At 60.0% G+C, this 14,939-nt stretch carries 13 protein-coding genes; 3 read left to right on the top strand and 10 right to left on the bottom strand.

Translation table 11 applies throughout. The features are described 5' to 3' along the window. Positions 1-2 precede the first annotated feature (2 nt). Entirely contained in the window at positions 3-296 is a 294-nt protein-coding gene (locus tag ABWK72_RS04545; RefSeq protein WP_367873600.1) for a hypothetical protein, read from the top strand. 517 nt (positions 297-813) lie between these two features. Beyond that, a protein-coding gene (locus tag ABWK72_RS04540) for an IS5 family transposase (RefSeq protein WP_367871095.1) occupies positions 814-1,604 on the top strand; the annotation gives its coding sequence in 2 pieces (ribosomal slippage) (positions 814-1,167 and positions 1,170-1,604; 789 coding nt in all). A gap of 73 nt (positions 1,605-1,677) precedes the next feature. Here ABWK72_RS04540 and ABWK72_RS04535 read toward each other — a convergent pair. After that, positions 1,678-3,672 (bottom strand): ABC-F family ATP-binding cassette domain-containing protein, encoded by a 1,995-nt coding sequence (locus ABWK72_RS04535; protein WP_367873599.1) that lies wholly within the window; start codon positions 3,670-3,672, stop codon positions 1,678-1,680. 182 nt (positions 3,673-3,854) lie between these two features. On the opposite strand from ABWK72_RS04535, the gene ABWK72_RS04530 reads away from it, so the two are divergent. Beyond that, the gene (locus ABWK72_RS04530; RefSeq protein ID WP_367873598.1) at positions 3,855-5,084 is read left to right on the top strand and encodes a hypothetical protein; all 1,230 of its coding nucleotides are present in this window, start codon (positions 3,855-3,857) and stop codon (positions 5,082-5,084) included. A gap of 330 nt (positions 5,085-5,414) precedes the next feature. Here ABWK72_RS04530 and ABWK72_RS04525 read toward each other — a convergent pair whose 3' ends face one another. The 9 genes from ABWK72_RS04525 to ABWK72_RS04485 form a co-directional block, all read right to left on the bottom strand. Beyond that, a complete protein-coding gene (locus tag ABWK72_RS04525; RefSeq protein WP_367873597.1) occupies positions 5,415-6,428 on the bottom strand; it encodes a hypothetical protein in 1,014 nt (337 codons plus the stop codon). Then, entirely contained in the window at positions 6,425-6,946 is a 522-nt protein-coding gene (locus ABWK72_RS04520; RefSeq protein WP_367873596.1) for a hypothetical protein, read from the bottom strand. The genes ABWK72_RS04525 and ABWK72_RS04520 overlap by 4 nt, the downstream gene beginning before the upstream one ends. 25 nt (positions 6,947-6,971) lie before the next feature. After that, entirely contained in the window at positions 6,972-7,652 is a 681-nt protein-coding gene (locus ABWK72_RS04515; protein ID WP_367873595.1) for a hypothetical protein, read from the bottom strand. A gap of 313 nt (positions 7,653-7,965) precedes the next feature. Beyond that, a complete protein-coding gene (locus tag ABWK72_RS04510) occupies positions 7,966-8,466 on the bottom strand; it encodes a peptidylprolyl isomerase (RefSeq protein ID WP_367873594.1) in 501 nt (166 codons plus the stop codon). Between the two features lie 260 nt (positions 8,467-8,726). Beyond that, positions 8,727-8,936 carry a hypothetical protein gene (locus ABWK72_RS04505; RefSeq protein ID WP_367873593.1) on the bottom strand — a complete coding sequence of 70 codons (210 nt, stop codon included), beginning with the start codon at positions 8,934-8,936 and terminating at the stop codon, positions 8,727-8,729. Between the two features lie 76 nt (positions 8,937-9,012). Next, positions 9,013-9,861: a tRNA glutamyl-Q(34) synthetase GluQRS gene (gluQRS, locus tag ABWK72_RS04500; protein WP_367873592.1), complete on the bottom strand. Its 849-nt coding sequence runs from the start codon at positions 9,859-9,861 to the stop codon at positions 9,013-9,015. 20 nt (positions 9,862-9,881) lie between these two features. Next, positions 9,882-10,484, bottom strand: a complete 603-nt coding sequence (locus ABWK72_RS04495; RefSeq protein WP_367873591.1) for a trans-aconitate 2-methyltransferase — start codon at positions 10,482-10,484, stop codon at positions 9,882-9,884. 53 nt (positions 10,485-10,537) lie between these two features. Then, positions 10,538-12,856 carry a restriction endonuclease gene (locus ABWK72_RS04490; RefSeq protein WP_367873590.1) on the bottom strand — a complete coding sequence of 773 codons (2,319 nt, stop codon included), beginning with the start codon at positions 12,854-12,856 and terminating at the stop codon, positions 10,538-10,540. Positions 12,857-12,916: 60 nt separating this feature from the next. Next, the gene (locus ABWK72_RS04485) at positions 12,917-14,824 is read right to left on the bottom strand and encodes a family 16 glycosylhydrolase (protein ID WP_367873589.1); all 1,908 of its coding nucleotides are present in this window, start codon (positions 14,822-14,824) and stop codon (positions 12,917-12,919) included. Between the last annotated feature and the right edge of the window lie 115 nt (positions 14,825-14,939).

Genomic DNA, 14,939 nt, shown 5'->3' with positions numbered 1-14,939 from the left:
CCGTGAAGGTGATCTACCATCGTGGGATCAAGCGCGACCTGCGCTCCGCGCTGACGTTCTACGAACAGGAAGGGGGCGGCAAGCTGGAAGACCGCTTCTTTGCGGAGGCGGAGGAAACGGTAGCAAGCGTGTTACGCAACCCACAACGCTATCATTATATAGCGCGGGATTTGCGCCGCGCTGCGCTCTCTTCGTTTCCGTATCATTTTGTCTTTGAGGAGGACGTTCGGCGCATCCGCTTTCTTGTCTTGAGGCACGACAAACAGCATCCGAGATTCGGCTTGGGCCGGCGATAGGGCAATGCCTGTAAGGATTCACCTCCTGCGGCTACGCCGCCGTGGACTGCGTGCAGCCTGCTGCCGCTGTCCCGATGCAGCCTGCTGCAAGGGGCGCTGGAAAGGCGAAGCACCGGGTGTGGCGAGCCGCCGACGGAGCGGGATAAGGAGCTCTCTCGTGCTTCACGGCAGCAGGCTGCCTGCCTACAGCGGCAGCGGGCTGCGCGCACTCCACGGTCGCTGCGCGACTCCCGTTCCGGACAGCTGCCGGTGAATCCTTACAGGCATTGGGCAATAGGGGGCAACCCGGTGTAACGATTGCGTCGAACCGTACCGCCAAGGCGATTGGTCTGCGTCACCCAGTATGAGGCGTCTCTTTAGGACGCGATGCCCCCGACGCCAAACCCGGCACTGCGTGCCGGGCTGTTATAAGCCGTCCCGTTGGGACGAAGAGCGGGGCAGGCGATGCCCTTTCGCTAGGTCGTGTTGATTAATTTAAATCTGTACGACTGTTTGAATGGTCGCTTCATTCCTTGGAATGGCATCCGGAACAACAAGGAAGGCGATCACGGCGGAAATTTGGAACAAGCTCGAACCGCTTGTTAGACAAGCCAAGCACTCGGCTGCCGGCTCTCCCGCGATGCAATCCGACCGGGACTTCATCGAAGCGGTTTTATGGATTGCACGGACCGGCAGCCCCTGGCGCGACCTCCCGGCGCAGATGGGCCATTGGAATCACGTATACGTCCGCTTCCGCACTTGGGAGAGGCGGGGTGTGTGGAAGCGGCTTTGGCAATCCCTCCAGGAGGAGGTCTTTGCCGATGCCCGCCACCTCTTCATCGACTCCACCTCGGTAAGGGCTCACCAACATGCCGCCGGGGCACCCAAAAAAACGGCGGCGACCAAGCTCTGGGACGCTCTCGCGGCGGATTGACCACCAAGATCCACGCCGCATGCGTGGACGAGATCTCCAGCGTCGGTTTGATCCTGAGTCCCGGACAAAGCGCGGATTGCAGCAACTTCGGCGAACTTTTCGCGAGCTTGGACAAGGACAACGTGCTGGAGGCCGCCGCCCTGGACAAAGGCTACGACAGCAACGCAATCCGCGAACGGCTTGCGGAGGACGGGATCAAGCCGGTGATCCCGCCGAAATCCAACCGCAAGGAAGCAATCCCGTATGATCGGGAGATCTACCGGCAGCGCAACCGCGTGGAACGCTTCTTCAACCGGATCAAGCACTTCAGGAGAATCGCCACGCGCTACGAGAAGTATGCCTGCACCTTCCTCGCGATGGTCCACCTCACGGCCGCGTTCCTATACCTCAGATAAATTCATCAACACGACCTAGAGCCATTCTGAGCAGTCCCTTTGGGACGAAGACTGGATTCGTGGCGGTCGCCTGTTAGGCCAGCTTCGCCTTCACCCCTTCGATCTCCTCGCTGAGTTCCTCCCAGCGGGTGATCGCGGCCTCGAGGCGTTGGGTGACTTGCTCGACGGTGTTGCTGACGAGGCGGAACTTCGCGGGGGAGGCGACGACCTCGGGCTTCGAGAGGTCGGTGGTGGCGGTGGCTTGGGCGGCTTCGAGATCGGCGATGCGCTTCTCGACGATGACGAGTTCGTCTTCCAAGGGCTTGAGGACCTGGGTGCGGATCTTCCGTTGCTCGGCTTCGATGCGTTTCTGGTCCTTGCGATTCGGGCCGGAAGCGGAGCCGCCGGAGGAAGACTTCGCGTCGTTGGCATTCGCGGTCGCGGTGGCGGCGCGGGCGGAGAGGGTAGTGCCGGACTTTTCGTCGGCGGTCTTTTCGAGATAGTAGGTGATGTTGCCTTGGAAGAGGCGCGGGTCCTCGCCGGGGCGGAACTCGAGGGTCTTGTGGACCACGGGATCGAGGAAGGCGCGGTTGTGCGAGACGATCATCACGGTGCCCGCGTAGTCGGCGAGGGCGCGCTGGAGCACCTCCTGCGATTGCATGTCGAGGTGGTTCGTCGGCTCGTCGAGAATCAGGAAGTTGGCCGGGGCCACCAGCATGCGCACCAGCGCGACGCGCGAGCGCTCGCCGCCGGAGAGGACGCCGACTTTCTTGAAGACATCATCGCCGCGGAAGAGGAAGCAGCCTAACAGATTCCGGCAGTATGGGGCGGACTCGCGGCTGGCGACTTCCGACACGGTTTCGAGGACCGTTTTGGTGGGGTCGAGTTCATCGGCGTGGTTTTGCGAGAAGAAGGACGTGGCAACGCGCAGGCCGAATTCGTGATTCCCTTCATCCGGTTGTTCCTGGCCGGTGATGATGCGGCAAAAGGTGGATTTACCCGCGCCGTTCGGGCCGACGATGGCCAGGCGCTCGCCGCGGTTGACCTCGAAGTCGAACTTCTTGAAAACCTGCAGCTTGCCGTAGGCCTTCGAGACGCGGTTGAGCTTGGCGACGAGATTGCCGCTGGGCGGCGGCGGGGGGAACTTGAAGTTCATCACCGCATCCGCCGCTTCCGGCTGCGGGATGCGTTCGATTTTATCGAGCATCTTGACACGCGACTGCACCAGCGTGGCCTTGTTCGCGGAGGCGCGGAAACGATCGATGAAGCGCTGGATATCGGCGATCTCGCGTTGCTGGGCAGTGTATTGCTTGAGCTGGATCTCGCGGCGCAGGACCGACTCGGTTTCGTAGTAAGTGTAGTTCCCGGAGTATTCCTCGCAGCGGCCGTGGTGGAAGGCGAGGGTGCGGGTGCAGAGCATGTCCAGCAGCGCGCGGTCGTGCGAAATCAGCAGGATCGCGCCGGGGTAGTTCACCAGATACTGCTCGACCCAGCGCTGGGTGCCGATGTCGAGGTGGTTGGTCGGTTCGTCGAGCAGCAGGACTTCCGGCTCCTGGAGGAAGAGCTTGGCCATGGCGATACGCATCTGCCAGCCGCCGGAGAACTCCGCGCAATCGCGGTCGAAGTCGCTGCGGCTGAAGCCAAGGCCGGAGAGGACCGACTCGACCTTCGGCTTCATGCGCGCGGGGTCGTTGTCATCCAGCAGCAGCTCCAGCTCGCCGATTTCCTCAAGCATGTCGCCGTAGGGTGAGGAGCGCGGGTCGAGTTTTTCGAGTTCCGCGGAAAGGCGCTCGATCTTCTCCTGAAGGGCCAGCGTTTCACCGAAAGCGCGCATGGTCTCGTCCCAGAGGCTGATGCCCTTCACGTGGATGCCTTCCTGCGGCAGGTAGCCGACGCGGGTATTGCGCGGGACCACGACCTTGCCGCCGGAGGTCTCGACGATGCCGGCGATAGCCTTCATCAGCGTGGATTTCCCGGCGCCGTTGTGGCCGGCGAAGGCGATGCGCTCCCTCGGCAGGATCGAGAAGGTCAAATCCGAGAAAAGCACGCGGGCGCCATATTCGACGCGGAGATTGTGGACGGAAAGCATGAGGCGGGCGGAGACTTGCGGGGGAAGCGGCGCGGGTCAAGGCGGGGAGGGGGGTGGAAACCTCGAACATCGAAGGTCCAACGTCGAATTTCTGAAGGGAAAGGCAGAAAGGCGGGTCGATCCGGGGCGCTTTCGGGAAAATACGCGTAGGAATCGGCCGCTTGGTGACGTTTGATTCCGGCGTGAGGTGGCTTCTTTTCTTGCTCGGCATGGCGCAAGCTGCGCCGGGCGATGCGGATTTCTGGGATTTGCCGCCGATCCGCTACTCCGATACCAAGCCGACCGATGCCGTGGCGAAGCTGGCGGGAGCGCTGGCATCAGGCGCGAAGCAGGTGGAGGGGAAGACCGGCCTCGAGCGGCTGCGCTTCGTGCTGAAGGAGCTGGGCATCGCGGAGGAGAGCCAAGTGCTGGTGTTTTCGAAAACGAGCCTGCAAACCGCGCTGATTCACCCCAGGAACCCGCGGGCGCTATTCTATTCGGAGGAGGCCTATGTCGGCTACGTCCCGGCCGGGGCGATCGAGGTGATCGTGCAGGACCCGCTGCTGGGAGATGTCTTTTACGTGATCGAGCCAGGTCCGGCGGATGGGCTGAAGATCGAGCGGGATACCTCGCTCTGCCTGTCCTGCCACGGCACCACCCGGACCGAGGGTATCCCGGGAGTGCAGGTGCGTTCGGTTTTCCCGAATGCGGAGGGCCATCCGCTGCTGGCGATGGGCACCAGCCATGTGAACCACGACACGCCGCTGGCCGAGCGCTGGGGCGGCTACTATGTGACCGGGCGGAGTTCGGAGCCGCACTTGGGCAACCGGACTTTCACCGAGGGTGGCGATGGCCAGCCGAAGCCGAGCGACCTGCACGACCTGCGCGGCGTGATCGATGTCTCGAAGTATCCCCGGCCGACCAGCGACATCGTGGCGCTGATGGTGCTGGAGCACCAGTGCCGGATGCACAACCTGCTGAATGCCGCGGCGCTGCAATATCGGCGGGCATTCTACATCGGCCGGGCGATCGACCCCGACGCGGATCCGGATCAAGGCTCAGCAGGGCGGGTGGCGGACGGGATGGCGGCGAAGATCGTCGAGTGCCTGTTCTTCAAGGACGAGGCGCAGCCCGGGGATGATCTGGTGGGCGGGGAGGATTTCCAGACGAGCTTCTCCGCGCGGTATCCGAAGACGAAGGCCGGCGATTCTCTGGCGGAGTTCCATCTCTACGACCGGCTGTTCAAGAACCGCTGCTCCTACATGATCTACTCGCGGGCCTTCCAAGGACTGCCGGTGCGGGTGAAGCAGGCGGTGATCTCCGGGATGAAGAAGGTGCTGTCCGGGGAGGATACCTCGTTTGCCTATTTGAAGGAGTCGGAGAGGAAAAGGATCGAGGGGATTCTGGGGGAGACGGTGGGAGGGTGGGATTAAAAGAAATCCTCAATCACCAATCTTCCAATCATCAATCGGAGTGTGTGTATGAAGGGCGCAGGCGCGGGGGCGGACCGCAGTGCCGATTTCGGGCCGCTTGGGTGAAGCGGACTACCTGCAAGCTTTGCTTACGCTTGCGGGGATCTCTTCCAAACACTCCGATTGATGATTGGAAGATTGGTGATTGATGATTGCTGATATCTCCACCAATCGGCACCGGCCGGACAGTAACGAGGACGCGTTGGGGGGAACACCACATCCTCCGGTGACTGCCGGCCGGCCCGGTTATTTTGGGGGGAATTGTAAGGATGAACTACCTTCTGAAATCGATCATTGGTCCAAGCCGCCGAGCAAGCCGCGGACTTCGATGACCCGGTTCACCGTGACGGAGGTGGAGGCAAGCCGCACCGTGTCGAAAGGGGTCTCGGTCAGGAGCTCCATGGTGTAGGTGCCGTCCGCGGGGAAAACGTAGTCGTAGTCGGCAATCGTGAGCACCTTGCTGAGGCTGGTGCTTCCGGTGGCCAATTGCTGGGAGGCAAGGACGTTCATGCTAGGGCCGCCGGAGACCGGAGTGACCTTGAGATAGGTGAAGCTGCCCGGATAGAGATCCTTCAGCGTGAGCGTGAATGCCGGCGCTTTCGTGCGGATATTGGTACCGCTGGCGATACCGTCGATGCTGCCGGTGGCGTAGGCCCAAACCTGCACGTTGGCGCTGGCGATCTGCGATTGGGTGATGGTGCCGTCTGCCAGGGCGTGGACCACGAACCATTCCTCGCCGTTGACCTTGGTCGGGTCGGGAGTGGTGGTCAGGTTGGTAGCCGCGAAGCTCAGGGTGGTGGTGCCATTGGTGGTGATGGAGGCGCTGGACTTCGGCGTGCCGGAGGTGGCCTCGGTGAGCGTGAAGGAACCCTTGGTGGCCGTGTACTTGCCGAGGTGATGCTCCAATAGCACGCGCTTGGCGGCGTCCGGGATATTGCTGCCGGAGGTGATCAGGTTCGAGACGTTCACCTTCACGGTGAAGGGCTTGTCGACCCGGGTGCGGGGCCGGACCGGGTAGGGGTCGAGCGTCTGGACCGTAATATTCGCGGCCGGCATGTAGGCACCGACCAGCTTTTGATCGAGGAGGTAGTCCTTGGCCGTGGCGGATTCGATGGTCCAGAGCTGGAACAGCGCGCCGCCGTTTTCCAAGAGACCCTGGGAGGCGGCCGAGCCCTCCGGCGTGACGTTCACGGAGTAAACCACACCGGTGCCTTGCTGGGTCTGGCGCACGAAATTCATGTACCCCTCTCCCGCGGCTTGGACGTGGGAGCAAAGGAGAGCGCCGAGGAGAAGGTACTTTTTCATGGGGTGGTGGCGACAGGGGTGGCTGGCTCGATGGCTTTGACGGAGATCGGGCCGCCCTGATAGGTGGCGACGATCACGCTGGTTTGATTTTTCCAGAATTCGACGCGCTTCTCGGGCAGGGGCTTCTTGCCCGCGGCTTGGTCGAAGGAGACTTCCTCGGTGGAGATCCATGCGCGGTTGGCGATCAGGAAGTCCGTCCAGGAGAGCAGGTCGCCCAATGGCTTGGTGCCGACGCGAGGCCTCATCTGGGCCGGGACGTGGAGCACCGCGCCCTTCGGCACGAGCGTCCAGTGGGCTCCGTCGTGCAGGATCTCCGATTGCTTGATGATGGATTGCTCGCCGGGGCGAACCACTTTCGCTTCCTTTTCGGCAGTCTGTTGCTGCTTCCGGAGCTCGGCCATCGGATCGGACGAAGCTTGGAGCTCGGTCAATTTCTCCGGGGTGATCGGGTCGACGACCGGCGGGGCGGCCAGGGCGCTGGCGCTCAGGATTGCGAGAAGGGCGAAGGTGGTTTTCATCGGGGGGAGGAGGGGAAATGAATCTTTATTCGAAGGTGACCAAGATGACCAGGTCCTGCAGGTCGAAGCCGGAGTTGTTAGGATCGGTCTGGCCGAGTTCCATGAGCAAGATGACGTCGCGTTCGCCGATCTTCACCTTCTTGGTGGTGGTATCCATGTAGGGCCGCAGGAAGCTTTCGATGGAGTTTCCGTTGAGGGCGGGCACTTCGTTCGGCACGCGGTCGCCATTCTTCAGCATCACCAGGTTCTTGGTGGTCTGGGCGGTGTTGTAGAGGCTCAGCCAACTGCCGTCACGATAGCCGCGTCCGCCAAGGTTGATCGTGTCGCCCTTCTTCACCGAAGTGGAGCTGACCACGAGATTTGGCAGCACCAGGTTCTGGAAGCCGTAGAAGACGCGGGTCCAGCCGCCGTTGTTCTTGCTCATCATCACTTCCACCGGAAGGAAGGAGAGGATCGACTCCTGGAACGAGGCACCTAGCACGCGGACCTTCATGGTGAGGTCCTTCTTCGGCTTGATGATGTTCGGCGGGACGATGTCGATCACACTGGTGACGGCGGGAGCCGGATAGTTGATGTCCCAGGTGAGCTGGGACTTGGTTCCGACCCGCAGGAGGTCGCGATTTACGGTCAGGGTGCCGGTAGGCACGTTGGTATCAGCAGCGAGGGAGCTACCGACGGCGAACAGGCACGAGAGAATGCCAGCCATCAGTCGCCCACCGCGGTTAAGCAGGGGGGTCTTCATTCGGGGGGATGTGGGGGGTGAAACAGCAGTCCGCACGGGGGGTGCGAACGGGATCATCTAACGCCCGGCTCTCCCGAAATTCAAGAAGTCCGGGGCAATCTACGCGATCACGTGGGGCTTCCGGGAGTTACGCGATGACATATGTTTCGGTCAAAAAAGCCTCTAATTGCTCCAAAAACGGCAATAAAACGCCCCCGCCGGAGTGCCTTTGACGGCATCCAACGGGGGCGGTTGATAATCAGGAAAGCTTAATGAATCTGCGAAACCCGGCTTCCGATCACTTGTTCAGGATCGAGTTCCAGTGCTCGACGTTGTCGTTTTGCGCCTGCAGCAAGGCGGTGACGTCGTCGTGGAGGGTGATCGACTTGATCTTGTCGCCCTTGGCGATCTGGTTCACCACGTCCTGGCCCTGAGTGACTTCGCCGAAGACGGCGTGCTTGCCATCGAGATGCGGGGTGGGGCCGTGGGTGATGAAGAACTGGCTGCCGTTGGTATTCGGGCCGGCATTGGCCATGGAGAAGATCCCGGCCTTGGTGTGCTTGAGCGAGCGGTCGATCTCATCGGCGAACTTGTAGCCCGGGCCACCGCTGCCGGTACCGGTGGGATCGCCACCTTGGATCATGAAGTTCGCGATCACGCGGTGGAAGGCGACGCCGTCGTAGTAGCCGCGCTTGGCCAGATTGAGGAAATTGGCCGAGGTAATCGGGACCTTCGAGGCGAAGATGGTGCCGTCGATGTCTCCCTTGTCGGTGTGGATCGTGATGCGGATGTCGGACATGGGGGGCAGGGTTGGAGAGGAGGGCGCGGGAGGCGAGAAGGAAATGTGTCCGGATTTGGGAAGAAATCACCAATCATCAATCTTCCAATCATCAAACGGACTGTTGGGAAGAAGAGGCGCAGGCGAATCTCGTCACCTCTTGGTGGGGAACGAGGCTACTCGTGGGGTGCGCAGGATCGACATCGGACAGCGCTTGCGTCACTCTTCCAAACACTTCGTTTGATGATTGGAAGATTGATGATTGGTGATTCCCCCCGCGATCACTCGTCGTGATGGAACCACAGCAGCACACAGAGTCCGGACCCGACGCCCCAGGTGAACCACGCATTGAAGCAGAAGATCGGGTAGATCATCAGGACCAGGCCGATGGCCACCGGCTTCCAGAGGTCCAGCTGCTTGCCATACCGCCATGCGCCCCAGCCGATGATGCCGAAGAGCAGACCGCCGATAATGTTTAAAGGGCTGAACATCCGGAGAGGTGAATCATCTCATTGAATCGCCCGTTTGCAAGGCCAGACCTGGGGCTCCTCCCGGGGGAGGAGAGGTTCACCTCATGCGGGCTTCGAGATCGGCCAGAACTTCCGCGGGCGGTAGTCCGCTTTCCCGCAGGCTGCGGATGGAAAGGGCATCGTGGCGCTTGGCGAGGCGTACGCCTTGGCAATCGGTGACCAGGCGGTGGTGGAGATAGCGCGGCTCGGCCAGGCCCAGGAGCGCTTGGAGGACGCGGTGGACATGGGTGGATGGTAGCAGATCCTCGCCGCGGGTCACATGGGTCACGCCTTGGAAGGCGTCGTCCACGACCACGGCGAGGTGGTAGGAGGTGCCGATGTCCTTTCGCGCCAGGACGACATCTCCCAGCAGGCCGGGATCGACCGCCAGGATGCCATGGCGCAGATCGGTGAAGGTAAGGGGGCCGGTCAGCTCCAGCGCGCGGTTGGCATCGAGGCGCCATGCGGGGTGATCGCCGGCGGCCATCCGGCGGGAAGCTTCTCCGGCAGGGAGTTCCCGGCAGAGGCCGGGGTAGAGAGCGCCCTCCGGACCGTGCGGGGCGCTGACCATGCGGGTGATCTCTTCCTCGATCTCGCGGCGGGTGCAGAAGCAGGGATAGACCACGGCCTCCTCCCGCAGGTGTTCGAGGGCGGCGGCGTAGGCCGCGGCGCGCTCCGATTGGCGGATGGCCGGGCCGTCCCACTCCAAGCCGAGCCAGCGGAGATCCTCCTCGGCCGCTGTATGATACTCCGGCCTGACCCGGTTGTGGTCGATGTCCTCGAAGCGCAGCAGGAAATGCCCGCCCGCGGTGTGTGCCAGATCGCGGGCAACCATGGCCGCGTAGGCGTGGCCCAAGTGGAGATATCCGGTGGGGCTGGGGGCGAAGCGGGTAACGGGAATTGGCATCCGGGGTCTCGGGCGGTGTATTAACCGTGCGGTTTCTTCTCGCCGATGATGACGACATGCCCCTCGGGGAATTGATCATACTCCACATGGCGGCAGAAGCAGCCGCACTCGTGGAGGATCCGCACGAAGACCTCCACGCCGAGAGTGCTGTATTCAAAGTCCTGTCCTTGGAAGGATCCGCGGATCTCTCCTGCCTCCCCGCCGCCGCAGGTGAAGAGCAGCACGCCCGAGGGCACCAGCGCGTCGCACATCTTTCGCGAGACCGGCTCCTGCAGGTCCAAGGGCAGGTGGAAGGTGCTGTCCCACGCCGCGATGAAGGCGTATTCCCGCGGCGGCTCCCAAGTGCTGATGTCCGCGGTATGGAAGACGGCGCCGGGATCGCGCTCCCGGGCCAGCGCGATCATTTCCGGGGAGATGTCCAAACCCTCGGGCTCGAATCCATGCTCCCGCAGGATGCTCATGAAGCGCCCTTGGCTGCCGCAGCCGACATCGAGGGAAGCCCCGCTCTTCGGCGCGAATCGCAGTGCCCTTTCCAAAGCCGCGACGCCGTAGGTCGGAGGCACGTTGCCCTGCCACCAAAGGGCGAGTTGGTCGTAGCGGTCGGCGGTTTCGGAGGGATGCATAATGAGTGGAAATCACGACGTCGCGCGTCGCAGTCATCCACCTGATCGCGCTACTACTCAAGTGTCCGGAACATGGAATCGAGCGCGTCGTCAGAAAAGTGCTCTTCCGAAAGGTCAATACTTCGATCATCGTCATCCGGCTCCCAATCGCGTCGCTCCTCGATTTCGCCTTCCTTTTCGTCGGCATACTCCTTCATCGCTGTTTCTGCGGTCTGAGTATCTAGCTCAAAAAATCGCCCGATAGATTCGATTCGATCGGCTACTCCGCGAATTTCGTCAGGTTCATCATTATGTCCTGCAATCTCACGGCATGATTTCTCCTCCAAATATCTGTGGAACTTTTGCTTTAGTTGAATGATCTCGTATGGGGTGTATGTTCCAGGGATAGCGTCTTCGAGGTCGCCAATGAGCTCGAAATTATCGACGTCATCTACATTGGATCCCAGAGAGGCTTTCGTCGCCAAGCTGATTTGACCGTCTTTCTGGGCGCTATTGTAGCCCTTCGTTCGAAATGTGGCTATCCAAGTTATTATCTCGCTTGGTGAAATCGCACCACTTGATATCTGAGTGGCGATTGATATTAATTCATCCTCGATAAACGATCTTCTCCCAGGTGTTTTGGATTCCTTGAGGACTTTCTCAAGAGTTGCTAATCGGCGGATTTGGTCAAGAGGTCCCCGTGAGACTATTTCTTGTTGTGAGTTGTAGATGCGAAATGGCCTTTTGCAGGGTTGAGTTGCATAAAGCCGCATCATGTCCCGCGCAATTATTGGTGCATATTTATCCCTTACTTGGCGCGGAACTTTTAGGCTTTTCTCGCGCATGGCATCCCACAACCAGACTGCCTGCTCGTAGAAAATTGAGCATCGTGACAAGCTTGTGATCAAGGTCCCTGAGAAAAGGATGTTCTGCATGAAATCCCGAATGGACGGGTTGTGAAAAGCGACTATCTTTCCGCCTCGTATGTCTTCTATCTTGATGAAGGTTCCATCGAGTTCTTTCAGTGAGTCGATAAAGTCTTCTGGGGAACTTAATCCGCCACTTTTCCTTAGAGTATGAAGATGGAACTTTGAAAACGCCTTCCGAAGATCTGAGATCTCGGTGCGTGTAGGAAGCGTCGTAAGGACCAATAACATGTTCTTTGAACGGGGGCGCAATTGCCAGCGGTAGGCGTGATTCCACAGCGATTCAGGATTGTCTAAACTCTGCACGAATTCGGCCGCATAAGATGGGGCGGGGATGTCGGCAATCCAATCCAGATCTGTCAACGTTTCTATTAGTCTTGGGCTGTAGTTGCGATGATCGACAATCTTCGCGTAGGCTCTGTCCTGAAGTATGTTGTCGATGTGTTGTTTTGGAAGTTTCGAAAAATACAAATGATTGTAGAGTATTTGAGCTTTGATCTTGCGCGAGTATTTCGATAGATCCATTATGCATTTCCTGCTATCGAGGTTTACTCGGCTGAGCTTTTCGTATATCATCTGCGCTTGATGAAGGATGTATTCACGGGTGGTTAAAACCGCAATTGAAGTCTCTGATTCACGGATGCTTTTCAAAAAATCCAAGAGCTTCTGATCCTCGTTTTTCCCTAGCTTATCGGCTGATGCGGTCTGGCCTAGAAAGTCGTCATAATAATAGAATCGCGCTCTTCGGTGAAATGGTACAGATCTAGCCTCTGAGATGTTGCTCTCGATTTTTACGATTTCGTAGTCGAGTCCATGGAAATACAGCAGGAGCATTCGCGCCAAAGTTGTTTTCCCTATTCCTGGGATTCCGGATATTATGCAGACCCTGTATTCTTTTAGTATGGCAAGGGCTTCATTGAAGCTTTCATTTTTTACATAAATTCGCGCAGCGGAAACTGTATTTTCCAGCTCCTCTTGTGATACGACGTGGATCTTTGAGTTGAGGATGTCTTGGATGATGGATGCTGATTTGATCCATAATTTGTTGTGTTGGCGTTCAATGTCTGGATGTTTTGCGAGCATGCTGTTTAGCCGGTCTCTTCCAAAAATGTCGCCTGTAGTAAGGATGAATGGAGCGAGAAGCTTGCTTATCTCCTTGGATTGCTGTGGAGAAAGCGCAACTGAAGTGCTCAGAATATAGCGAGAAGGATTAAGTTTTCGAATCTTAGGGAGTTCGTCTCTAACTAAGGTGGATTTCAGGCTTGCGAAGGCCCCTTCTGCGAAACGTTTGCACTGAACGATGGTTTCACCACCTCCACTTTGAGGGGCATGGCGAAGATCGATTCCCCCGTCCCTGCCTTCTCGAAAATTCTCGAACTGAAGCCCAAGTTCAACCTCTAGCAGATCCTTGGAAAGTAGTTCAAAATCTAGAGGGGAGAGGTTTTCGGTGAAATTGTAATTCGGCACGGCTGTTGGCTATGAAGATATTGGGTAAGGGACCATAAGGCCACACGAATAGCTCTAGCTCTATTCGTCAAGTTTCGAACCTTGTACAGATCCTGCGAGATCCTTCCGCTGCCAGATCCGCACGTAATCGATCGCGAAGTCATCCGGCAGCTTGCTGTCATCGATCGGACTATTGTCCCAGCCGCCTTGGGGCAGGGTGAAGAGCAGGCAGGACGGGACCGAGGAGATCCGCGGGGACTCCCAGCGGCCGGTCTCGCTACCATTGACATAGTAGATGGCTTGGCCGGGGAGCCAGAGGAGGCCGGCGGTGATGAAGCCCTGCGCATCCGGCTGCATGTAGATGCGGTCGCTGCCGAGATGCTTGTGTTCCTCCCCGTATCCGTCCCAGTGCATGGCGACGTTGTTGCGGTAGGGGCCCCAGCGGGTGAGGTGTTCGACGACGTCGAATTCCATGCCGCCATCGCCGGTGTTCTGGCGCTGCCATTGCTCGCCGGCGTCCTTGCCGCGCTCCGGCATGAGCCAGAAGGCGGGCCAGAGGCCGGGGGCGGTGGGGAGCTTCACGCGGACCTCGTAGTAGCCGTAGCGCTGGGTCCATTTGTCGTAGGTGTCCAGCAGGCCGGTGGCGTAGTGGAATTCCTTGCCCGCCGGATCGTCATTGTGGCGCCCCGTGCGCTTCTCGTAGCGGAGCCGGGCGAGGCCATTGCCCAGGATCACGTTGTCGCGGCTGAACCAACTGCTCTTGTCCCAGTAGTTCGCGGCGTGGACGTTCCATTTCCCGGCATCGACTGTCGCACCCTCGAATTCCTCGCTGAAGGTTTGCACCCACTCGCCCTCCACCGGCGGACGCTTGCCGAGCCAGGCCGGGGACTTGGGCGGGGGGACATTCGCCATGATGGCCGTGACCGCGAGCCTGGCATCCGCGGCACCGGCCGAGATCGCGAGTGCGGAGACCGCATCGCTGGTGAAGCGCGTGCCGGTGCCATCGATCGCGGTGGCACCCTTGCCATCGTAGTCCGGGCGGCCTTGCCATGGCTTCTGCGGGATGAAGGAGATCGCGATCTCACGGCTGGCACCGGGAGCCAATTCGCCGGCTTGCACGGTGTCGGAAGGCCCGCCGTCGCTATCGAGTCGCAAGGTCGGGCTCACCGGTTTTTCACCCGTGTTGTTCAGCGTGACCACGACTTGGACCGACTGCGAAAGATCCCAGCGTCCCTCGGCCGGCCGGATGAGCACCTGCGACCCTGGCTCGTGGAACCGGGCCCGGAGGTTTTTGTTAGAGCCCGGCTCGCCGGTGGCGCCGTTGATTCCCTCGAATAGCGGCAACTTCGAATCATCCACCGGCGGGAAGACCGAACCGTTCTTTGGCCGCACGCGGACTTTCTCCGGCTCGGCCTGCGGTTGCTCACCGGGCTCACCGCCCGCGATGATCGAATCGATGCGGAACGACTTTTCCGCCCCCGTCTTGCCGGTGAAGACCAGCAGGCGGGTGACCTCTTTCGGATTCAGGGCGAAGCTTTTCTTGCGCCCGAAGGAGTGGCCGAAGATCAGGTGGAGCGTCGCCTGCCCGCCGGGAGCAATGTTGAGATTCTCGGTGTTATAGGGCTCATCCTTCCAGTCCCCGGCGTTGTCGGCGCGCAGGGCGACATCGAGCGGTGTGCTGCCGGTGTTGGTGAAGGTCGCCTTGATGTGACCGTGGGCGGAGAGGTCGAAGGGCTTGCCTTCGGGGCGGGTGATGGAGAGTCCCGGGTAGCCATCGGGCCCCGGCTTGATCTTCACCTCGATGCCTTTCGCGTCCTTCGAAAAACTCAACTGACCCGACTCCGCCTTGGCTTCGGTGTTGGCAGCGTCTGCACCCACCAGGACTTCAGGGGCGGCGGCATGTCCATGGCCGAACGGGAACAGCAGTAGCAGCGCAATCAGGAAAAACGCCGAAAGCAACCACGGGCGACGGGGATGGGACGGTGACATGGATAAGCGGCCAGATAGCAGCCGGGAGGGCGGGTCGCGAGCGTGATCTGTGTCGCGGAGGGAGCGGAAGTCGGCCTTGAACCCGCACTTGATCGTCCAAGTTCCGTGCCAAGCG

Source organism: Luteolibacter sp. Populi, assembly GCF_040801775.1.
Classification (GTDB): domain Bacteria; phylum Verrucomicrobiota; class Verrucomicrobiia; order Verrucomicrobiales; family Akkermansiaceae; genus Haloferula.
This window is presented reverse-complemented; position numbering and strand designations above follow the sequence as displayed.